This is a genomic window from Elusimicrobiaceae bacterium (assembly GCA_028700325.1).
In the GTDB taxonomy this organism is placed as follows: Bacteria; Elusimicrobiota; Elusimicrobia; order Elusimicrobiales; family Elusimicrobiaceae; genus JAQVSV01.
Genome location: JAQVSV010000030.1, coordinates 1 through 21,912 on the forward strand (window position 1 = coordinate 1; position 21,912 = coordinate 21,912).

At 58.4% G+C, this 21,912-nt stretch carries 15 protein-coding genes; 3 read left to right on the forward strand and 12 right to left on the reverse strand.

The features are described 5' to 3' along the window. A partial coding sequence (locus PHW69_05435; protein MDD4004630.1) for a cation:proton antiporter occupies positions 1 to 1,718 on the reverse strand: 1,718 nt, incomplete at its 3' end. A 537-nt stretch (positions 1,719 to 2,255) separates the two neighbouring features. Between PHW69_05435 and PHW69_05440 the strand changes: the two genes are divergently transcribed. The 3 genes from PHW69_05440 (at position 2,256) to PHW69_05450 (ending at position 6,617) form a co-directional block, all read left to right on the forward strand. Then, entirely contained in the window at positions 2,256 to 4,268 is a 2,013-nt protein-coding gene (locus PHW69_05440) for a hypothetical protein (protein ID MDD4004631.1), read from the forward strand. Between the two features lie 163 nt (positions 4,269 to 4,431). Next, the gene (locus tag PHW69_05445; GenBank protein ID MDD4004632.1) at positions 4,432 to 5,496 is read left to right on the forward strand and encodes a radical SAM protein; all 1,065 of its coding nucleotides are present in this window, start codon (positions 4,432 to 4,434) and stop codon (positions 5,494 to 5,496) included. Between the two features lie 8 nt (positions 5,497 to 5,504). Beyond that, on the forward strand, positions 5,505 to 6,617 hold the full coding sequence (locus tag PHW69_05450) for a glycosyltransferase (protein ID MDD4004633.1): 1,113 nt from the start codon (positions 5,505 to 5,507) through the stop codon (positions 6,615 to 6,617). Here the strand turns inward: PHW69_05450 and PHW69_05455 are convergent. The 11 genes from PHW69_05455 to PHW69_05505 form a co-directional block, all read right to left on the reverse strand. Continuing rightward, positions 6,606 to 8,204 (reverse strand): flippase, encoded by a 1,599-nt coding sequence (locus tag PHW69_05455; protein MDD4004634.1) that lies wholly within the window; start codon positions 8,202 to 8,204, stop codon positions 6,606 to 6,608. The genes PHW69_05450 and PHW69_05455 overlap by 12 nt on opposite strands. 138 nt (positions 8,205 to 8,342) lie before the next feature. Next, the gene (locus tag PHW69_05460; GenBank protein MDD4004635.1) at positions 8,343 to 9,812 is read right to left on the reverse strand and encodes a hypothetical protein; all 1,470 of its coding nucleotides are present in this window, start codon (positions 9,810 to 9,812) and stop codon (positions 8,343 to 8,345) included. A gap of 218 nt (positions 9,813 to 10,030) precedes the next feature. Next, positions 10,031 to 11,071 carry a 23S rRNA (adenine(2503)-C(2))-methyltransferase RlmN gene (locus PHW69_05465; protein ID MDD4004636.1) on the reverse strand — a complete coding sequence of 347 codons (1,041 nt, stop codon included), beginning with the start codon at positions 11,069 to 11,071 and terminating at the stop codon, positions 10,031 to 10,033. Between the two features lie 140 nt (positions 11,072 to 11,211). After that, positions 11,212 to 12,873: a urocanate hydratase gene (gene hutU / locus PHW69_05470; protein MDD4004637.1), complete on the reverse strand. Its 1,662-nt coding sequence runs from the start codon at positions 12,871 to 12,873 to the stop codon at positions 11,212 to 11,214. A 14-nt stretch (positions 12,874 to 12,887) separates the two neighbouring features. Continuing rightward, the gene (gene hutH, locus PHW69_05475) at positions 12,888 to 14,432 is read right to left on the reverse strand and encodes a histidine ammonia-lyase (protein ID MDD4004638.1); all 1,545 of its coding nucleotides are present in this window, start codon (positions 14,430 to 14,432) and stop codon (positions 12,888 to 12,890) included. 84 nt (positions 14,433 to 14,516) lie between these two features. Next, positions 14,517 to 15,113, reverse strand: coding sequence for a 3'-5' exonuclease (locus PHW69_05480; protein MDD4004639.1), 597 nt, complete (start codon positions 15,111 to 15,113; stop codon positions 14,517 to 14,519). A 10-nt stretch (positions 15,114 to 15,123) separates the two neighbouring features. Continuing rightward, entirely contained in the window at positions 15,124 to 15,669 is a 546-nt protein-coding gene (locus tag PHW69_05485; GenBank protein MDD4004640.1) for a macro domain-containing protein, read from the reverse strand. A 5-nt stretch (positions 15,670 to 15,674) separates the two neighbouring features. Further along, a complete protein-coding gene (locus PHW69_05490) occupies positions 15,675 to 16,382 on the reverse strand; it encodes a DUF3307 domain-containing protein (protein ID MDD4004641.1) in 708 nt (235 codons plus the stop codon). Positions 16,383 to 16,461: 79 nt separating this feature from the next. Continuing rightward, on the reverse strand, positions 16,462 to 18,597 hold the full coding sequence (locus PHW69_05495) for an adenylate/guanylate cyclase domain-containing protein (GenBank protein MDD4004642.1): 2,136 nt from the start codon (positions 18,595 to 18,597) through the stop codon (positions 16,462 to 16,464). A 113-nt stretch (positions 18,598 to 18,710) separates the two neighbouring features. After that, a complete protein-coding gene (locus PHW69_05500; GenBank protein ID MDD4004643.1) occupies positions 18,711 to 20,273 on the reverse strand; it encodes a phosphoethanolamine transferase in 1,563 nt (520 codons plus the stop codon). Between the two features lie 14 nt (positions 20,274 to 20,287). Then, the coding region (locus PHW69_05505; protein ID MDD4004644.1) for a HAMP domain-containing sensor histidine kinase at positions 20,288 to 21,912 on the reverse strand (1,625 nt) is incomplete at its 5' end.

The window sequence follows — 21,912 nt, forward strand, 5'->3', positions numbered from 1 at the left end:
GTTGCAACAGCAATCTGATGCACCGGCTCGCTGGTGGCAAGTCCGATTATCAGGTCCAGCATTTTTTCCAGCAAGTCCATGGCAATCAACAACTGTTTCCGCGCCAAAATGGCGCAGAGCAATAGCCCTGCCCCCAGATAAAAAACCATCTCGGTGTTGAGCCAGTAGGAAATATAAAGCAAAAACGTCCAACCCAGAATCGATAGCGAGAGCGCGTTGGCGATTGTATAAGTCATCCTGATATTCAGCCGCTGTATTAGCTTGAGGGCGAATCGCGTAACTGTCATTGTGACAAGCAGTAAAATTATATGGCTGAAATAGCGGGCTATAGCGATAGCGGTGGGAATGATGCCTATGGCGGCGCAAATCCATACGATAAAAATAGAAACATAGTTTTGCCGGATAATGGGTATATCGGCAATGGCTCCACCGAAGTACATAACCCCTGTTGCCAGCGTGATGTAAATTGTCAGCCGCAATGCGTACTTGGAAAATATTCCCGCGCTGTCTGACGCGGAAGAATTTGTATACGCCTTCAGGAAAAATGCATGATAGCGATTGCACAAACCAATTAATCCTGCCGGAGCGTATTTGAACAGCGAATCCTCAATCGCAGACATATTTCTCATAAGATAGGGAAATATGAATGTTGTGAGCATTGCTGTTGCCACCATTATGCCGTAGAGCCACTCTTGCGTCAAACCGCCTGCGGCTCCCGCTGCCGCGAGTATGAATGAAAACTCGCCTATTTGCGCACTGCTTAATCCCACTTTTATAGCCATGCGTAAGTCATAACCGGCGATTACCGAAGCGATTATGCCCCAGAAGCTCCGCCCGATAATCGTTATAAACAGGATAAGCGTAACCGGCAGCCAGTTCGATATTACGCTGCGCGGGTCCACCAGCATCCCGGCTGCGACAAAAAACAATGCGCTGAACATGTCTTGCAACGGAGTGGTCCAATTATCTATTTCATCCCTATGCGGCGAAGCCGCTACGATAGCGCCCATAAGAAAAGTGCCGAGCGCGATGGAAAAATTAAAATGTGCCGCGATGAATGCGCCCGCAAAACATAATCCAAGAGCGGAAATGCCCGTCAATTCCCTGTTTCGCAGGTTGGCTACCGCGTCAAGTATTTTCGGGACCAGCATCAATCCAAGCGTCAAAAAGAGCAGTATGAAAAATATTATTTTTATGAAGGTCAACGTTGTGGCTGAAGCTAGGCTCGCGGATTGCGCGCTGAAGCCGGAAACAACGGACAGTATTATCATGGCGATGATATCGTCGCATATCATCAGGCCAAATACCGCCCGCGCAAAGGTTTCCTGCGTTACTTTGAGGTCAAAAAATACTTTAGCTATAATAGTGCTGCCGCTTATAGATAGAATCGCACCCAGCAGCAGACTGCTTGGCAGCGACCAGCCCAACAGTTTTCCGGCCAGTAAACCTGTCAGCAGCATGCCTCCTACCACTATAATCGCGGTAATGGCCGCAGGCATACCGGCCTTGCGCAACCGAGGCAAGTTGAATTCCAATCCCAGTGAAAACATCAAAAAGACCAGGCCCAGCTCCGATATTGAGCGGATGGACGCGATATCAGTCACAAGGGAAAACGGCGGGGTATAAGGGCCTATTATCAGGCCGGCAAACAGATAACCTATTATAGATGGCTGGCGCAAACGATGGCACGCATACATGACAATGGTTGCTATTGTCATGATTATCGCCAAATCTTTCAGAAGAAAACTCGCGTGCATAATTTACATTATACAAAAGAAAAAAAATAAGGCCTTGCTGAAAATCACTACGTTATTTGGCTTCGCGCGAGAAACAGGTGGTTATTACTAGAGAATAGGGACATGACGGCTAAAAAAATCGGGTTCTTATATCGTCCTGCTCGGGCCACCATTCAGGTCCCATAGCTAGAACCGGAACTCGACGGAGAAGGTTCTATCTATCGTACTGCTCGGGGAGTACACAAATTTAAATGCCTCCGAAAGGAGGCTTTTTAATTTGTTCCGGGCGCTGGTTTCCTAACAGCTTGGCGGTACCGGCATTGCCTCGCCGTAAGGCTCGGTCTCGGCACGCAAACTGCTTTGCGCGGAAAGGCGGACCGTTGTCACACTGTGTGCGGCTGACTGCCAGCGCTGCTTCTGATACCCGCTGTTGGAGCTGGGGTTCATTGTTTGTATGATATTGTTGTGCCGCGCAAGTCCGCGTCATGCCGGTTGTTTATTACAGGAGGGAGTCCGCTAATGAAAAAAATATTATATCTGACGGCCGCATTGCTGTGCGCGGTATCGGCCGCGGCGGTTGCGGCAGAGGCGGAGCCGGTTATCGCGCGCCAGACAGTCGCGCAGACCGTCGCCGCGCTTAAGGAGAAATTCCCGGATCAGGCGGACCGGATTGCAAAAGGCGTCAATCAGGTCGCGCGGGTGTGGACGGCGGGCGACGGATCCGCCGCGGATTTCAGCGCGTTTTGCGCCGCCAATTTCCTTGCCGGAGCGGAACTGGACGCGACGTTTGACAATATCGAGAGCCAGTTCGAGTATATAGACGGCTATTTCCGGGCCATGTGGACGAAAACGCACCACGCGCTGGACGTTAACACCGGCCCGCTTCGCCCGGAAGACCGGATTTTCGCCTCTTACGCGCCTTCGGCGCACCTGCAGGATGACATGTTCGCGACCAAACTGGCGTTTCTGGTACTGTTGAATTTTCCCGTGCGGACGCTTGAAGAAGCCGAGGAGAAAGGCGCTTCCTGGTCGCGGGCCCAATGGGCGCAGGCGCGGCTGACTAAACTGTTCGCGTACCGCGTGCCGGCCGAGGTTTCCCGGAAAATCACGCAGGCGCTCACCGCCGCGGAGGAATATATCAGCGGCTATAACATTTATATGGATCATGTGGTCGGATCCGACGGCAAACCGGCATTCGCGCCCGGCCTGCTGCTGCAGTCCCACTGGGGCCTGCGCGACGAGCTTAAAGGCATGTACGCTGATCCGGGCCGGCTGGCCGGGCAGAAACTCATTTATACGATAATGCAGCGCATTATCAATCAGGAAATCCCGGCCGGCGTGATAAACAGTTCGCAGGCGTTCTGGAACCCGGAAACCAACACGGTAAACGGCGAGCCGGCGGCCCGCGAGCCGGACACCCGGTACCAGACCTGGCTGAATGTGTTTCAGGCTTACCAGCTGGAAAACCCCTATTATCCCGAATATCCCACCCACCGTGCCCGGATTTTCAGCATTGACCGGGAAATTCCCGAAGCGCGGGCGCAGGTTTTGTTCGAGGAACTGCTCGACCTCAAAGCGGCGGCTGAGGTGGGCGCGCTGATTAAGGGGCGGCTCGGACGGGAGCTGCTTCCGTTCGATATCTGGTATGACGGATTCAAGGCGCGGAGTGCCATCTCCCAGGACAAACTTGACGCGCTCTGCCGTGACAGGTATCCGACCATAGAGGCTTTTCATCGGGATATTCCCTCCCTGCTGCGGAAACTGGGGTTTGAAGCGGAAAAGTCGGAATTTCTGGCTTCCAGAATCGAAGTCGAGAACTGCCGCGGCGGCGGACACGCCGAACAGGCCGACATGCGCGGCGAAAAAGCGCATCTGTGCGTGCGGTTCAACGCGGACGGGCTGGACTATCAGGGCTTTAACACCGCCATGCACGAACTGGGGCATACGGTGGAGCAGACGGTTTCGCTCTACGATATGGATCATCATTTCCTGCGCGGAGTGCCCAACAGCGCGTTCTCGGAGGATTTCGCGTTCATTTTCCAGGACCGGGATATGTATGAACTGGGCCTGCAGAATACCGGCGGTAAAACCGAGGCGCTTAAAACGCTCGACAGCTACTGGTCGGCCCGCGAGATAGCGGGTGTTGCGCTTGTGGACATGCAGGCCTGGCGCTGGCTTGACGGGCATCCTGATGCGACGGCCGGGCAGTTCAGGCAGGCGGTGGTGACGATCGCAAAGGAGGTCTGGAACAAATATTATGCGCCGGTGTTCGGCGTAAAGGACAGTCCGATCCTGGCGGTTTATTCGCATATGATAAATTACGCGCTTTATATTCCGGACTATCCGCTGGGACACATCGTGGCGTATCAGCTGGAGGATTATTTCAAGACTCATCCTCTGGCGCCCGAAATGCTTCGGATGTGCAGGATCGGCAGCGTTATTCCGCAGGAATGGATGAAACAGGCGGTCGGGGCCGGCGTTTCCGCCAGGCCGCTTGTAAACGGCGCGCTCAAAGCCCTGAAGGAAATCTAGGCCGGCGGCAAATCCGATAACGGAAACGGCCCGCCATGAAACGGCGGGCCGTTTCGTCAGGGGAGCGCGGTTACGCGATTATGTATAATATGAGCGTGGAATTCACCCCGACAGGCCGGACGCCTGTCAGGGATAAAAACAGTGTCAACGGCGGGTACTTACCATGAGCGGCAATTTTGCGGCAGGCATGAAAAACACTCTTACCAAGGCGACCGGCGGTATTCTGCGCCCGCGCTGGCTGTGGTTCGGGGTTACGGACAATTGCAATTCGCGCTGCAGCATGTGCAATATATGGCAGCAGCCTGTGACTAAAGAACCGCTTACGCCCCGGGAAATTGAAACGACTTTGAAAGATCCCGTTTTTCAGGGTATCGAATACATTATCAATTCGGGCGGGGAAACCACGCTCCGGGCCGATCTCAAGGAAGTGATGCTGGCGGAATTTTCGGCCCTGCCCGGAGCGACTATCCAGCTCAGCACGAACGGGCTGCTGCCGGAACGGATGCTGGACGCGGTGAAATTCGGCATTGAGCGCGGCATGAAACTTTCGGTCGGCACGTCGCTCGACGGCATCGGGCCGGCACACGACGCCGTGCGGGGCGTGCCGGGCAACTTCCAGAAAGTTGATTATCTGCTGACCGAGCTTAAAAAGCTGCGCGCCGGCTACCCGGGCCTTGATATAGGGTTCGGTTTTACGCTGATGGACACCACGCTCGCCAATCTTGAGGCGACGCGCGACTACGCCAGGAAAATGGATGTTGGGTTTCTGATGCAGTGGTTCAACCAGTCTCCGTTTTACAGCAACGCCGGCGACGTGAAACTGGACCGCGAGAAGATGCTGGAAGCGGTAAAATCCTATCCCGATCCCATCCTGCGGGATATGTGGCTTGACTGGCTGCACGGCAAATCCATCCGCTTCAACTGTTTTGCCCTGCACTCTTTCTGCGTGCTTAAATGCAACGGCGATATTTCGCCGTGCCTGTCGAAATGGGATGTGTGCGCCGGCAACGTTCGCGAAAACACGCCTTCCGAAATCTGGCAAAGCGAAGCCGCGCGGCAGGCCCGGCGCGGTGTACGCGCCTGCGAAGGCTGTCTTAACTCCTGGGGTACGGACTGGAGTTTCCGCACCAGCGGTTACCCATATCTCACCCATCTGCTGACGCACCCCGCGTCAACGGCGCGGCGGATCGTCGCCAAGCTGGGCAGAATCTGCGGTTGCGCAAAGTAGAGCGGCCGATGGCTCGTATATATTTTTACTGCGGAAATGACGAACGCCCCAGCGGCGGCGTGCGCAAGCTCTACCGGCAGGCCGATATCCTCAATAAATACGGGTTTGACTCCGTGATTCTGCACCCGCACCCCGGCATGCGGTGCATGTGGTTTGAAAATTTCACCCCGGTTGAATACAAAAACCTGTTTGACGAGCGCAAGCCGTTTGCTGAGGCGGTGTTTGACGCGGGCCGGTTCCTGTGCCGCCCCGCTTACCGCGCGGCGCAGACCAGGCTCCTGAAACAGAGGCTGGGCTGGCGCATGCGCAACGCGGGCTACAGTGAACCGCAGTTTGCGGGTTCGGACGTGCTGGTGCTGCCGGAAATCTGCGGGCCGGAAATCTGCCGGGCCGCGCCGGGCGTGCGGAAAGTGATTTTCAACCAGAACGTGTATTATTCGTTCTGGGGTTATCCGCTGGACAGCGCCGTGAGTGACACGCCTTACCTGTCCAGGGAAATAGAAGCGGCGCTGATGGTGTCGCGCCAGAATGAAAAATATCTGCATTCCATTTTTCCGAACCTGAAAACGGGTGTCGTGCGCCATAGCGTGGATTCCGGTCTTTTCTATCCCGGAGCCGCCAAGAAAAAACAGATCGCGTTCATGCCGCGCAAACTGCGCGAACAGGCGCAGCATCTGGTAAACGCGCTTAAATACCGGGGCAGACTGGACGGGTTTGAGTTCGTGCCGATAGAGAACCGGCCCGAGGCCGAAGTGGCGCGGATTATCCGCGAATCGCTGATCTTCCTGTCGTTCGGCACGCTGGAGGGGTTTGGCCTGCCGCCGCTGGAAGCTATGGCGTGCGGGTGCATAGTGATCGGCTATCACGGCAACGCGGGCGCGGAATTTTTTGACAAAGAATTTTCGTATCCGGTAAACGCCGAGGATATGGACGGTTATATAGAGGCTGTGGAGTCCGTCATAAAGCAATATTCGTCCGACCCCGGCGCCTTGAGTCTCAAGGCGCGCAAAGCGCAGGTTTTCGTGGCGGAGAACTATTCCGCCGCGCAGGAAGAAAAAAGCATCGTTGGGTTTTGGGCCGGCCTGCTGGGCCGCCCGGTTCCGCCGGCGTTACAGGCCTGAAGGTTCCCGTCGTGCAAATAGTTTCACAAACCGGGCCGGAATACGGGCGAAGGCGTGTTCTATTCTGAGGCAGTCCGCTTTGTCGAAAGGCTTGAACCGCGCGAGCAGCGCGATATAGGCCGCGCAAAACACCAGGCCTGACAGGGCCAGCACAAGAAATGCGCCCATGCGGCCCGTTCCGCAGAATGCGGACGCCGCCAGCGCGCTCGCCCACGCCAGCGCGCCCGCTCCGGCGCAAAGCGCCAGACCCTGCGGAATCAGCGCTTTGATGTAAAAGCCTGCCGGCAGGCCCAGTTCTCGGTTCAGCCCGTAAAAGCCGTACATGACCGACATGGCCAGCGCCACCGTGGTGCCGAGCGCGACGCCGGTGAACCCCATCTGCCTGATGAAGAAAATGCTCAGCGGTATATTAAACACGGCCGCTATCAGCCCGGCGTTCATTTCGATGCCGGGTTTGGCTATCGCCTGCAGTACCACCGAGCGCACTCCCGCTATGACCGCCAGTCCCCAGCCGACGGCCAGAATGCGTATGACCGCCGCCGATTTTTCGTAGCCCGGCCCCATCCACAAAAGCATCAGCTGGTCAGCGTCGGCGATGAGGAACGTGAAAAGCGGCATGGCGAGCAGAGTCATGTAACGGGTGCCGCGGATATAGCTGTCGCACACTTTCGCCCGGTCGCCCCGCGCGTCCAGTTCCGAAAAAGCCGGTATCAGGGCCTGCATGAGCAGGATCGGCAGCGATTTGGCCTGCTCAATCACCGTGCTGGCGAGCTGAAAGAAAGTCACCAGCCCGACCGAAAGATAATGGGTGAGCAGCAGTTTGTCCAGCGTTACCGATATTGTGGACGAGACCCGCGCGACCTGCAGTTTCGAGCCGTAGCCGAGCAGCGTCATAAACACGTCTTTCCTGAAGTGTCTGACGGAGAGTTCCAGCTGCGGCAGCAGCCGGAAAGCCGCCGCGGCGTTGATTATTCCGGCCAGCAGCATGGCGAACGCGTTGACCAGAATAAGGCCCCGCAGGCCGTACCCGTTTTCAAGCGCCCATATCGTGCCGGCCACACGGGGCAGCGATATAGCCACGGACACCTTGTTGTAAATATCCATGCGCTGCAGCCCGCTTTGCACCGCCACGAAACTGCTTGCCGCGTTGACGACACAGAACGTAAGAAGCCCTGTCCAGAACGCGAAAAGGGTTTCCGCCTCCAGCTCGGGCGGTATGTTGCACAGCCCGATGATCCGGTCCTGAAACAGGTATGCCAGCGTCAGCGAAACGGCCGTAAAACCCAGATAGAAAACCAGCCCGGAATTGACTACGCCGTTGATTTTGTCGAAACTTTTTGTAGTGTAATATTCGGCTATGAACTTGACGTATGACGAGCCGATCCCCAGATCAAGCAGGCCGAAATATTCGGTCACCACGCTTACCAGCGCCCATATCCCGTAGCGGTCAACGCCGATCCGCCCGACAATATAAGGTGTCAGGAACAGTGCGATCAGGATGCTCCACGCCTTGCCCAGCAGGTTGAAAGCGGTGTTGCTGACGACTTTCTGGGTAAGCGTTCGTCCGGTGTTTGCCGGAGCGTTCATTCGTGTTCTCCATGCGCCGCGCGGGCCGCGCTGTTCTGATTATACAAATTTGGTTTCAGGGTCCGGGCGCCGCGCCTGGCCGGAAAAAATAAAAAAGCCCCGGAACGGGGCTTTTTTTATCGGATCTGCCTGCCAAATTCAGTCTTTGTCGTTTCGGCCGGTTTTTTTCGCCGCCGCTTTCGCTTCTCTGGCGGCCTGTTTGACGGCGATTGATTCCCGGAACGCGCGCCACGGCGCGTTTTTGAGTTTTACCGTCCGGCCGTTGAAAAACACATGCACGTCCAGCAGTTTCCTGCCGCGCAGGAAATCCTTTGCGAATGCCGCCGTTTCGGGATCGGAGCTTTTCAGAACTTCGTCGGGCGTGACGATGGTGCCGAACAGCTTGTGCGTGCCGGACTTGCGGGTCAGGAACGCTTCCCGGATATAAAGCGGCAGTTTGATTTCTTTTCCGCCGACCGTTGTTTTGATTTCAGCCAGATCGGTGTCCTGGCTGAAGCGGATCACGCTGGTTTCCGGCAGATAGCGGTGCAGCAGGCTTTTATAGATGACGGGATAGTCAGCCTCGACTTCCGGGCCGTATTCCGGCGCGCCGCCCAGAAACGGGCCTTTTACCTGCGCGCCGGTTTTAACGAAAGTCCAGCTGCCGCCGAAAATCTGTTTGGCGTAATAACCGCCGTTGCCTGCTTCATCAACGCCTTCCACCCGCAGTTCGCGCCCGGCGTTGCCGCGTCCGTTGTTGATGATGGTGATATTGGAGGTGATCCGGCCCTGTATCGCCGGCTGTTCGCGCCAGTCTTCCGGCGGCAGGATAATGGTTTTCTGGCCCGGCTCGGTGAACGAATAGGCGAGCGCGGGGTCAGCGCCCGTCGTATCGAAATCCGCCAGCCGGGTGAACATCCGGCCCGACTTGCCGATCAGAAATATCGTGGAAGCGCTCACGCTCATCCGTTCCGCGATAAAGCGGCCCCGCATGGGCATGGAAATGCGGTGTTTGAAATCCGCCGGCAGCCATGGATCGGCGTACTTGAGGTGCTGGCCGTCCTTTGTGAGCATGTACAGCGTGGTGACTCCCACCGAAATCGCTTTGAAATTACCTGCTGGATCCTCATACCCGCCCACTTCCGGGCCTTTGTGCGCGATTGCCCATGACCGGCAGTCCGGAATGACAAGCGTGGCGCTGAATGGCTTGCCCCATTTGCGGATCCATTTAAACGACGAAAATTTCATGTAATGAACCGAGCGGTCCGGCCCCAGCGCGATCAGGTTATCTCCGTCGGCCGATATCTCCGTTGCCTTGCCTGGCTGGTTCGGCACCGGAGCCCACCCGTTCTCGCCGAACGCCCTCATATACAGTCTGCCGCTTTTTGAAACCACCTGATATTTTGTGTTGAAAGTGTAATAGGCGCTTTTTATGCCGGTGTTGATCACGGAAAGGTCTATCTGCGTGGTTTCCTGCGGTTGTGCCTGCGTGACGGGTACGGTAACCGCGGGCGTCGCGCTTAACGTTTTCATCGCAGATGTGCCGGAATTGTTCTGTGCGAACGAGACCTGTGCCAGCGCCGCAAGCATCGTTACAGCCACTGCCGTTGCCATTCGTCTGTTTGTCATGATATCTCCGCGGGAATGTATCTATATTATAAGCCATAAACAGCCCGCGCAGCCAGTGCCATTAGGCCTATTTATGCGGAAACGGCAGTGTCTTTTTTCCGAGCGGGTTCCGAAATTCGCGCCGGCACGGCATTGTGTCCGGCAGTCAAGCCGCTGCACTGGCGGTTTCAAGCCATGCGGGTATTGTGCGCGGAGCGTTTTGAAAAGAGGAACGCCGGTCAGGGCTTTGGCGAAGCGTTTTTTCCGGCGGCCAGCTGACCGCAGGCGGCGTTAATGTCCGCGCCCTGTTCCGCGCGTTCGTAAACGCGGATTCCGTTTCCCCTTAATATTTCATGAAACCGTTTTGTGCTTTCAGGGGTTGCCGGGCAGAACTGCCGGCCGGCCGAACTGTTATAGCGGATCAGGTTTACCGTGCAGGGCAGCGTTTTGGCGAGTGCGGCAAGTTCAAGCGCGCAGGCCGGAGTGTCGTTGATGCCGGCAAAAAGGATATATTCCAGAAAAACTTTTTTATTGCGGCGCGCGCAGTAATCTTTTGCCGAGGCGATCACTTCGGAGAGCGGATATTCCGCCTGCATGGGCACGAGTTCGGCGCGCTGCGTTTCGTCGGCGGTGATTACCGAAATCGCCAGATTGATTTTCAGGTCAGATTCTGCCAGCGCCGTTATTCCCGGCACGATCCCGACGGTGGAAACCGATATGCGGCTTTGGGGAAAGTAGCGGCCTGCGCTGTCGGAAAGGTTCAGGATCGCGGTTTTTACGTTCGGCCAGTTTAAAAACGGCTCGCCCATGCCCATGAAAACAATGCTGTCGAGCCGTCCGGGCGCGGCGCTAAGGCACGCTTCGAACTGGGCCAGTATTTCGCGCGGGGCGAGATTCCGTTTCAGCCCCAGCGCACCGGTCGCGCAGAATGAGCAGCCGCAGGCGCAGCCTGACTGGGACGACAGGCACGCCGTCCTCCGCCCTCCGCCATACAGCACCACGCTTTCGGCCGTAGCGCCGTCTTCAAAACGGAACAGCAGTTTTACCGTGCCGTCCAGCCGTGACACAAGGGTGTGCGCGGGCCAAGCGTAAGGCGCGATTGAGTATTCCCGGGCGAGCCTGGCGCGCAGGTTTTGCGGCAGGCCCGTGACCTGCGCCCAGGAAGCGGCGTTATCGCGATAAAGGCAGTTGAACAGGCGTGTCGCGTGCGCGGGTTTTTCGCCGAGCGAAATTATGATATGCCTCAGTTCCGGGCGGGTATGGTCGCGTATGTCTTGCATGGAAGTGCGTAGGCCGGGGCGCGGCCGCCAGCATGGAAATTCTAGCACTTTTGCCGGCCGCGCGTACGGGGCGGGGTGATCTGTTTTGTGCGGATAAAAAAGGCCCCCGTTCACGGGGGCCTTTTTTGTTTCGGAATAACCTATTTCATCATCGGGATCTTTACGCCTTTTTCTTTCGCGGTTCTGGCCGCTTCGGGGTATCCCGCGTCAACATGCCGGATGACGCCCATGCCCGGGTCGTTGGTGAGCACGCGCTCGAGCCGGATATCCATTTCGGGCGTGCCGTCGGCCACGATCACCTGCCCGGCGTGCAGCGAGTAGCCCATCCCCACCCCGCCGCCGTGGTGGAACGACACCCATGTCGCGCCGGAGGCTGTGGCGGTGAGCGCGTTAAGAATCGGCCAGTCGGCGACAGCGTCGGATCCGTCTTTCATCGCTTCGGTTTCGCGGAACGGGCTGGCGACGGAGCCGCAGTCAAGGTGGTCCCGGCCGATAACGACCGGCGCGCTTAGCCGGCCTTCGCGCACGGCTTTGTTCAGCGCGAGTCCGAACCGGGCCCGGTCGCCGTAGCCCAGCCAGCAGATCCGGCACGGCAGGCCCTGAAACGCCACCCGCTCCCCGGCCATTCTGATCCAGCGGGCGAGGTGCGTATCCTGCGGGAAAAGCTCTAGCGCCAGCCGGTCGGTTTCCGCGATGTCTTTCGGGTCGCCGCTTAAAGCCGCCCAGCGGAACGGGCCTTTGCCCTCGCAAAACAGCGGTCGGATATAGGCCGGCACGAAACCGGGAAAATCGTAGGCGTTTTTTACGCCCGTCTTAAACGCCATTGTGCGGATATTGTTGCCGTAATCGAAGGTTACCGCGCCGGCTTTCTGGAGTTCCAGCATGGCGCGCACATGCGCGGCCATTGAATCCAGCGCGCGGCGTTTCACGGTTTCGGGATCGGTTTTGCGCATCTGTTCGGTTTCCTCAAGAGTCATGCCGGCGGGCACATAGCCTTTGAGCGGATCGTGCGCGGAAGTCTGGTCGGTAAGCATGTCTATGTGGATTTTGCGGCGCGCCATTTCCGGCAGTATTTCCGCCGCGTTGCCGAGCAGCGCGATCGAAAGCGGTTTTTTCGCCGCGATGGCTTCTTGCGCCAGCGCGAGCGCTTCGTCGAGCGTGTCAGCTTTCTTGTCAACGTAGCGGGTTTCCAGCCGCCGCTGTATGCGGACCGGATCCACCTCGACCGCAATCATCACGCCGTTGCACATCGTGGCCGCCAGCGGCTGCGCCCCGCCCATGCCGCCCAGGCCCGCGGTGACGACGAGCCTGCCGGTCAGGTCGCCGCCGCAGTGCTTGCGCGCGGCTTCGGCGAACGTTTCGTAGGTGCCCTGCAGGATGCCCTGCGTGCCGATATAGATCCAGCTGCCGGCTGTCATCTGGCCGTACATCATAAGGCCTTTCTTTTCGAGCTCGTCAAAAACTTCCCAGTTCGCCCAGTTGCCGACAAGATTGGAGTTGGCGATCAGCACGCGCGGCGAGTGTTTGTGGGTTTTGAACACGCCCACCGGCTTGCCGGACTGCACGAGCAGGGTCTCGTCGTCTTCCAGCTCGCGCAGCGATTTTACGATCGCGTTAAGGCAGTCCCAGTTGCGGGCGGCTTTGCCGCGCCCGCCGTAGACGATCAGTTCGGACGGGCGTTCCGCCACCTCCGGGTCAAGATTGTTAAGCAGCATTCTGAGCGCCGCTTCCTGCTGCCAGCCCTTGCAGGAAATTGTATTGCCGCGCGGCGCGCGCAGCACGGATTGCGAATTGAATTCCATTGCGGACAACCTCCTTAAAGCGAAAGAAAAGCGCCGTCGAGCACGGCGGCGCGCACTTTTTCTATGGATTCGGAAAGCGACACATCGCTCTTCGTTTCCGCGACCAGCTTCCGCACTTTTTTATGCGCCGCCGCGGTGCCTTTGCCCGGCGCGAGCGGCTTGTGGCAGTCAATGCCCTGCGCGGCCGCCATCAGTTCGATGGCCACTATATAGGCGGTGTTGCCCGCCACGCGGTCGAGTTTCTGCGCCGCCCACATGCCCATGCTTACGAAATCCTCCTTGTTGCCGGAGGTCGGAATGCTGTCGGCGCTGGCGGGGTGCGCGAGCGTTTTGTTCTCCGACGCGATCGCCGCGGCGGTGTACTGCGTGATCATCCAGCCCGATTCGAGACCCGAGTTGCGGGTCAGATAGGGGGGGAGAATCTTCGTCGGGTCGCTGATGAGCTGGAAGGCCCGCCGTTCGCAGATATTGCCGAGCGAAACCATAGCCGAGCACGCGAAATCGAACGCCATGGAAATGGCCTGCCCGTGAAAATTGCCTCCGGAAATGGTCTGGATATTTTTGAACTCGCCGCCGGATTTCTTCCAGATGACGAGCGGGTTGTCCGTCGCGCTGCCCAGTTCCGTCTCCACCGTTTTTATGGAGTTTTCCAATGTGTCGCGCACCGCTCCGTGCACCTGCGCAATGCAGCGCAGGCTGTAGGAGTCCTGAACGCGGGGATCATTGTTTATATGGGACATGCGGATTTCGCTGTCCTGCAGAAAATTTCTTATAAGCGCCGCCGTTTCCACCTGCCCGGCGTGCGGCTTGAGGTCGTGGATCGGCGCGTCAAACGGCGCGGATGACGCTTTCAGCGCTTCCAAAGACATCGCCGCCGCCACCGTAGCCGCGTGCCATACCTTTATCGAGTTCATCAGCGCCAGCCCGCCCAAAGCCTGCATGGCCTGCGTGCCGTTAATCAGCGCGAGGCCTTCCTTTTCGTGCAGCTGAAGCGGCGCGATCCCGGCTTTTTCCAGCGCCATCGCTCCGGGCAGCCAGTCGGTCAGGCCGTCCGGCCCCGCCACGCGGGCTTTGCCTTCTCCGATCAGCACCAAGGCGGCGTGCGCGCTCGGCGCCAGATCGCCCGACGCGCCTACCGAGCCTTTCTGCGGAATATGCGGCACCAGCCCTTTGTTAAGGCACGCCGCCAGCGTTTCCACCACTTCCGGCCTTACGCCCGAATGGCAGCGCGCCAGTTCGTTGGCGCGCAGAAACCACAGCCCGCGGGCCTGCGCGTCGCCGAACGGCTCGCCCACGCCGCAGGCGTGGCTGCGGACCAGATTGAGCTGGAGCTGCCTGCAGTCGTTGCCGGGCACCATTCTGCTGGCCAGTTCGCCGAAACCCGTGTTGATTCCGTAAACCGCGCCGGTTTTTGCGATATGGGCCATCAGCGCGGCCCGGCATTTCGCCAGATCGCCGGCGCAGGCTTTTGACAATGTTACCGGGCGGCCCAATACCGCCACTTCGTACAAATCGTGGATGTCGGCGCTGGCGCCGAGTTCAAAAGGCGTATGTTTCATAGTGTGAGGGCTCCGTTTCATTTTTATTTTTTTACAGTGTGGCAGATTGCGGCTTGAAAATCATTAATTTTAAACAATATTCCGTTATTGCGCGAAATCGCATTTGCAGGACAATTCGAGGCGCTTAAGGTCGTCGAGCGTGCGCGCGCCTTTCTCCCGGAACAGGTTTAAAAAATGCAGAAACACGAATTCCGTCATTTTCACGTCGGCCAGCGCGCGGTGCCAGCCGTCCGGGCAATAGCCCAGCGCAGTGGCTATGTTGCCCAGCCGGTTGCTCTGGAAACCGCCGTGCCGGCGGGCGAATTTAAGCGTGTCAAGCACATGCGCGGCTGGAAACCGCAGCCCGGCCTGCCCGAATTCGAACTCCAGAAAAGGCACGTCGAACGACGCATTGTGGCACACGATCACGCAGCCCGCCACTTCGTTGGCCAGAGCCGGCGCAATGGCTTCAAAACGCGGCTCGCCGGACACCATGTCGTCGGTGATGCGGTGCACCGCGCTCGCCTGCGGAGGGATCGGGCAGCCGGGGTTGACCAGCCGCACGAAGCTGTCGAGCGTTTCGCCGGCACGGTTCTTGAGCACCGCCACCTCGCACACGCGGTCGCCCCTGCGGGGCGACAGGCCCGTGGTTTCTATATCCACAAACGCAAAAGTGATGTCTTCTATCCGGGTTTTATGCATGAGCGTGCGTTTAACCTCCGCAGAGATGGACCGCGTCTTCGTACATCCGGCGGGTGCTGTCGTCAATCAGCACAAAACGCACCAGCGCAAGCCGGCTGTCCTGCCGGAGGAAGGTCACGGTTTCGTCCATCGCAGCGAGCGCGGCGCGTATTTTCGGATAGCGGAATGTGCCGGTGCTGATTGCCGGAAACGCAATGCTGGCGAGTTCCTTTTCGGCCGCCATGATCAGGCTGTTGCGGTGCGCGCGGCGCAGCACTTCCTCTTCGCCCGCTTTGCCGCCCTGCCAGGCCGGGCCGACCGTGTGAATGACGAACCTGGCCTTCAGTTTTCCGCCGCTGGTCAGGGCGCAGCAGCCGGGTTCCAGCCGGCCTATGCTGTCAATTATCGCCTGGCATTCTTCGGCGATTGCCGGCCCGCCGGAATAATGGATGGCGCCGTCAACTCCGCCGCCGCCGGACAGTTCCTCGTTGGCGGCGTTGACTATCGCGTCGGTTGTTTCGCGCACGATATTGCCGGTTACGCATTCCAGCCGGGTTTTGTTGATGATTGTTTCCATTTGATTCAGCCTCCAAGATACAGGTTTCTCGCCATTATGCCTGCGATCAGCGTAACTCCCAGTCCGGAATAAAACCCCGCGCGGCTAAGATCCAGAATCCGCCGTTTCCTCAAATAATATGAATAGCCGGCCCAGGCTGTCGCCCACGGTATCCAGCGCCAGCCGGGGATAAGGAAAAACAGCCACAGCGCCGCGCGCTGAAGCATAAGAAAATATTTCGCGTCAAACCGGGGAAACTCCGCGTTATACAGCGTTTTATCCAGAAAATACGAAAGAATGGTGTTGCCGTAGGTGATTATTGTGAACAGGCAGGCCATGAGCACCCATTTTTCAGGCAGCGCGGAGCCGTCGCCCAGCGCGGGCGCGGCGAGCGCGAACAGAATGCCGATATGCACAATCTGGTCCCACAGAAAATACAGAACGCCGTCGTGGCTGTGAAGTTTTCGGATCGCGTAGACGCGCCACATGTCCTGCAGGTAATGCGTCAGCAGTATTACCGCCACCGCCATCCAGCCGTAAAATCTGAAGCCGGAGATCGTGAACCAGATTTCGTTGATATAAGGCCAGATCAGCACGGCCGACAGGCCCGCATGTGTGAGGCAGTGCAGCAGCATCCATTTGCGCGAGGTGCGCTTGAAATTGGCCACGCGGTCGGTTTGCAGCGGAAAATCCGCCAGAAGATGGGCGAGCAGAAGCCGCCAGAAAATTAACATACGCTATGTCCTTGGTGTCCGCGTATTTCGCGGGACCGTTTAAAACCGTTTCTCTCGGAGCCCGGCGGCCGCGCCGGGCTTATTTGCTGGTCAGGTTAAATACCCCGTCCCAATCCGGCTGCGGCGGCGCGGCCCGGTATTGCGCGCATTGCGCCAGATAGAATTTGCAAACCTTGTCCTGCGGGGCCAGCTCCAGCGCGGAACTGAATTTGTCAGCCGCGCCGGCGAAATCGCGTTTGCCGTACAGCTCGACTCCTGCGGCGTAGGCCGCCAGAAACCGGTTTGTTTCTTCCGGGATGGCTTCGCGCGGGCCGAACAGTTCATACACCTTTATCGGCACGTCCTTGCCGACCACGCGCACCCGGCCCAGTTCCCGCGCCGCCACGCTTTCGGAGGCGCCGCCGTAACATTCCTCGCTCGCCATGATGGAACTGCCGAAGTATTTGTTCGCGCCTTCAAGCCGCGAGGCAAGGTTGACGTTGTCGCCTATTACCGTATAGGAAAACCGCTTGCCCGAACCCATGTTGCCCACTACCATATCGCCGGAGTTGAGCCCGATGCGGACCTGCGGCTTTATCGGCATCGCCGCTATCAGCGGATCCTGATTGAGGGTTCGGATCGCTTCTATGCATTCGCATGCCGCCCGGCAGGCTTTGACGCGGTGCTGCGGATCGTCCAGCGGCGCGTTCCAGAACGCCATGATGCAGTCGCCTATGTATTTATCCACCACGCCGTCGTTTTTCAGGATTATGTCGGTGAGCGCGGTAAGATATTTGTTCAGGAACTCGGTCAGTTCTTCCGGGGTGAGTTTTTCCGAAATGGAGGTGAATTTCGCGATATCCAGAAACAGCACCGACATGTCGCGCTTTTCGCCGCCCAGTTTCAGTTTTTCGGGATTTTTCACCAGCACGTCCACCACCGCCGGCGACAGATACTGCCCGAACGTCTGCTTGATCCAGCGTTTCTCCTGCCCTTCGAACACCACGCGGTAGGCGGTCAGAAAAATGAAACTGCACAGCAGGCCCGCCGGCGGCATGATGAAGCTGAGCATGTAGCCGGACAGGATAAGCGCGCCGTACAGCACCGTCCAGCCGGCGAGCAGAGCCGCCGCGACCCCGCCGGATATGTAAATCGAGCGTTTGAAAAACGCCAGCGGCAGCCAGATGAATGCCAGCATCGTCAGAAACACCGCCCACGGCGTGATCTCTTTCATGTAACTGGAGCGGAGCAGGTTGTCCACGCTGTTGGCGTGGAATTCCACGCCCGGAGTCCGCTCCATGAAAGCTGACGGGTAATGGTCGTAATTGCCTAACGCGGTGGACCCGACCAGCACTATTCCCCCTTTTATCGCCGCTTTCTGCCCGTCCGACAATTCTCCGCTGATAATGTCGGCGAAGGAGATGTGCGGGTACAGCGCGTATACGTTCTCGTCGTTCTCGCGGTTTTTGCGGGCCGGATTTGACGGGAACATCCTCGGCCCCGTCAGCATCAGCCAGCGCACGGGATCGGCGCCCGCCGCTTTAACGGCCTGCGGCAGCGGGATTTTGTTGTAAGCGGCGTAGGCCGCGAGGCTGAGCGAAACGACGTTTTCGCTTTCGCAGTCTTTCATGCAGGAAGAACCCGCTCCGCGCGAATAGAATGCCCGGGTGTCATAAAGTATGACGCGGCGCACCTTGCCGTCCGAATCTATCACGTCGTCCACGTTGGGCGTGGCCACTATGCTTGCCGTTTTCCAGATCTCGCCGGTCGGGTGCTGGAACGAGTAGATGTTGCCGGCTCCGGTTCGTGTCAGCGTTATCAGCCCCGAGTGGACAACGTTGCCAGCCTTGCGCGAGGCTTCCGCTATCGCGCGGTCCGCCTCCGGGCTGCGCACGTCGGGATTGAGAAACATCACATCAAAAACGATGACTTTCGCGCCGAGCGCGTTCAATTTATAAATCAGTTCGGCGTAATATTTGCGCGGGAAGGGCCAGCCGTACTGATTGATGGAATAATCGTCTATGGCGGCGACCGAGATGCGGGGATCGCCGTCAACGCCGCCGATCGCGGAAACGGTCACGTCATAGGCGATATTGTCCAGCCACTGGACCGGCGCGGGCATGAACCGTGTTTTGAACGCGAAAATGTTAAGCCAGAACAGTACGGCCATAAATACGCTGAAAGCGCCCAGCGCCGCAGGTATTTTCAAAGGCAGTTTTTTTATTTTTGAAGCCATCAGATCCTCTGTCCGGCCGTATATGCGAATATTCTATAAATATATAGCCGGAATTAATACCCCGCGGACGTGATTTATGTCACCGCGGCGCGGCAAAATAGCCGGTATGCCGGCTATTTCCCGCCGGTTTGCGCCGCCAATGCGGGGTTGTAAGCCGGGTTGAACAGGCTGTATTGCGGCCTGAACGCGTCGAATTTTATGTTAAGCAGGTCGAACAGCGAGTAAATAAGGCTGTCGGTCCGGTAGGGTTTATGGAGCTGCCCGGGAAGCAGCTTGACCAGTTTGGGATTTTTCACCCGGTACTGGTCGGACAGCCACAGGATGAACGGCACGTCATGCATATACCTGGTGTTGAGCGCTTCGGCGTGCCCGAAAAAATTGCCGGTGTCATAAACGTCTTCGCCGTGGTCCGACAGATACAGCACGCTGGAATTGATGGCCCGCCGGCGCACCAGCCCGATAATGCGCGCGGCGATATGGTCGCAGTAGACGACCGCATTGTCGTACTCGTTATAAACGGCGCACTGTTGCGGGTCAAGATTGCGGCAGTCGCCTTTGAAAATATCGAAATTGCCGGGATAGCGTTTTTTGTAGGCGGTGTGCGCGCCCATAAGATGCAGAACGATGAATTTTTTTTCGGACGGCGCGTTCAGCGCGTTGTCCAGCTCGCGCAGCAACTGCTCGTCGGAAGTGTTGACTGCCGGGTCGGTGTTTATAAAGGAGCGGTAATCCGCGCCGCGCCCTATTACCGCAACAACGTTGTCCGTCACGCCGCGCGGCTGCTGGTTGGAAAGCCAGTAGGTTTTAAAGCCCGCTTTGCGGATATAGTCGAGCCACATGACGGGCCTGCCTGCGGCGTCTTTATAGGAAAGCATTTCCATTACCACCGGAATGGTGTGCGCGTGGTGGGAGTATACCGCGTCGAACGCAAAAAGCTGCGGGGCCAGTTTGCTCAGGTCCGGCGTGGTGGGCCGGCGGTATCCGTAAAGCCCCATCCGCGCCCGGCTGAGCGATTCCCCAAGCACCAGCACATGGGTTTCCTGGCCCGAGATCATCGCGCGGACCGGCTCCGGCACGGTTTTGCGCGCGACGGCCGCTTTATAATCCTGAAGGCAGCGGAAATAGCTGCGGCTTTCCAGCCCGATAATGCTGATGACATTCCATTTCAGGGCCGTTTGCCGCGCGGGCGCAATGGCAAGCAGCAGCCCGGCCGCCAGCGTAAACCCGACGGCTGTTTTCAGCAATCTGCGGCCGCTTGAGTTTTTGGCCGCCGCGAAGACCGCCGCCAGGCCCGTCAGCGTGAGCAGCGCGAAAACGATTGTCGGCGCGTCCGGCCTGAAGTAGCCGGCGGCGTACTCCTGCGCTTCGGCCCAGTTTGTTTCGAACAGCACGAACACGGTGGTGCCGTTGACGTTCGCCCCGTAAAGGCCCACATAGAAAAGCAGCAGGTATCCGAGCGGAGCGGCCGCTATGGCCGATAAAACCGCCCCCGCGCGCCGCCCGGCCAGAAACAGCGGCAGAAAAAGCGGTATTGAAAACAGGCCGCCGTACAAAAGGAGAAAAAATTCCCCGCACGAGAGCTTGCCGGTGAAAAGCGCCGCTATAAACGGCGCCGCAAACAGCAGCGTGATGCCCGCGAGGTAAGTCGCCGACGGAAATTTGGCGATAAAGCGCATGGTTGTGCCGGTTCCTATATGGGCCGTTCGCGCCGGTGTCGCGGCCGTCTGCGCCGCCGGCGCACAGCTGCGGGCGCGACAGCCGCGGAGTGCGTTACCGCCGTTTGCGGAGCGTCCGGGCCGGGTTTTGGAGGGAGCGTCAGTTCAAACACTGTCCCTTTTCCCGCGCCCGCGCTTTTCGCGCGCGCGGAGCCGCCGTGCACGGCGGCGATCGTGCGCACGATGGCAAGCCCCAGTCCGTAACCGCCGGCGGTTTTGCCGGCCTCGGTCTGGCGGTATTTCTCGAAAATGGTTTCCAGATTTTCCGGGTCCACGCCGATTCCCGTGTCGGACACCCGGACAAGCCGTCCGCCGGCTTCCGTCGCATGGCAGTCAATAGTTACCGAACCGCCCGGCGGCGTGAATTTCGCCGCATTGGACAGCAGGTTGTTCAGCACCCGGCCCACCAGCCGTTCGTCGCCGTACACTGTGTCGGCGGCGGGGTCCGCCGCAACCGTTACCGCCAGCCGTTTGTCTTCCAGCACCGGGCGCAAGGCGTCAACGGCGCGGCCGGCGCATTCTTCAAAACTGAATTCCGACGGGTTAAGTTTTATCGAGCCGGTTTCCATGCGCGCTATCTCCAGCACGCCTTCCACCAGCTCGAAAAGGCGGCGGACCGACACCGCCATCGCCGCCAGGTATTCGTCCCGCTCCCGGGCGTCCCGGGCCGAAGCCTCGATCAGTTTGATATAGCCCTGCATGCCCAGCAGCGGCGCGCGCAGGTCGTGCGCGATGGCATTGAAGAAATCTTCTTTCATGACGTCTATTTCATGCTCGATCGTGACGTCGCGCAGCACTATAAGCCGCACCGCCTCGCCGGAGGAGTTGGCCTTGAACAGCTCGCTCATCGCCCGGAAAAAACTTTTTCCGCCGCTGCGCGGCACCAAAAACGCCTCCCGGCCGGCGTATTTCGCGACCACTTCACGCGCGATCAGCCTGTTTTTCTCGCGCCTTGACAGGGCGGGCCTGCCCTGAAACAGCGCGTCAAACAGCCCGCTGTCGAGTACCCGCTTGGCGGAGTCGTTGAGAAAAAGCACGCGGTACTGCGCGTCGGTGAGCATAACCCCGTCGCGCATAAGGCTGATCAGCAGGTCCAGTTTGCGTTTCTCGTCGAACAGTTTGTCCAGCTGCAGGCTGTGATACCGCCCCAGCTCCGACTGCATCAGGTTGAACGTGGCGGCCAGGCCCGCGAAATCGCCCCACATCGGGCGCAGATCCACCGGACGTTTGAAATCATGGCGCATGATCCGGTCGGCCGCGTTTTTAAGCAGTTCCACCGGGCCGGAAATCCGGCCCGCGAGAAACAGCGCGGCGAAATAGGAGGCCGTCAGCAGGGCAAGCAGGAAAAACAGCGTCAGCCAGACCGTCAGGCTGATGTCCCAGAACGCTTCGCGTTTAAGCTGGAGCGTGAGCACGGTCATATTGGTGCCGGGCACCGCTTCGAACGCGCCGACGAACGTGCCGTGAACGGTCGGAATCGCTTTTAAAATGCCGCGCTGGCCGGCGGCGTAGTGCGATTTCAGAAAAACGGGGCTGACCGGAGGAGGCACGTCGTTTTTTACCTGGAAAATGCGCCCGTCGTCGCCGGACAGGAAAATAT

Excerpts from the sequence above, each read along its gene's own strand:
- PHW69_05450 (MDD4004633.1), top strand. The coding sequence starts at position 5,505 with ATGGCTCGTATATATTTTTACTGCGGAAATGACGAACGCCCCAGCGGC.
- hutU (MDD4004637.1), bottom strand. The coding sequence starts at position 12,873 with ATGGAATTCAATTCGCAATCCGTGCTGCGCGCGCCGCGCGGCAATACA.
- PHW69_05485 (MDD4004640.1), bottom strand. The coding sequence starts at position 15,669 with ATGGAAACAATCATCAACAAAACCCGGCTGGAATGCGTAACCGGCAAT.
- PHW69_05460 (MDD4004635.1), bottom strand. The coding sequence starts at position 9,812 with ATGACAAACAGACGAATGGCAACGGCAGTGGCTGTAACGATGCTTGCG.
- PHW69_05490 (MDD4004641.1), bottom strand. The coding sequence starts at position 16,382 with ATGTTAATTTTCTGGCGGCTTCTGCTCGCCCATCTTCTGGCGGATTTT.
- PHW69_05495 (MDD4004642.1), bottom strand. The coding sequence starts at position 18,597 with ATGGCTTCAAAAATAAAAAAACTGCCTTTGAAAATACCTGCGGCGCTG.
- hutH (MDD4004638.1), bottom strand. The coding sequence starts at position 14,432 with ATGAAACATACGCCTTTTGAACTCGGCGCCAGCGCCGACATCCACGAT.
- PHW69_05500 (MDD4004643.1), bottom strand. The coding sequence starts at position 20,273 with ATGCGCTTTATCGCCAAATTTCCGTCGGCGACTTACCTCGCGGGCATC.
- PHW69_05480 (MDD4004639.1), bottom strand. The coding sequence starts at position 15,113 with ATGCATAAAACCCGGATAGAAGACATCACTTTTGCGTTTGTGGATATA.
- PHW69_05440 (MDD4004631.1), top strand. The coding sequence starts at position 2,256 with ATGAAAAAAATATTATATCTGACGGCCGCATTGCTGTGCGCGGTATCG.
- PHW69_05465 (MDD4004636.1), bottom strand. The coding sequence starts at position 11,071 with ATGCAAGACATACGCGACCATACCCGCCCGGAACTGAGGCATATCATA.
- PHW69_05445 (MDD4004632.1), top strand. The coding sequence starts at position 4,432 with ATGAGCGGCAATTTTGCGGCAGGCATGAAAAACACTCTTACCAAGGCG.
- PHW69_05455 (MDD4004634.1), bottom strand. The coding sequence starts at position 8,204 with ATGAACGCTCCGGCAAACACCGGACGAACGCTTACCCAGAAAGTCGTC.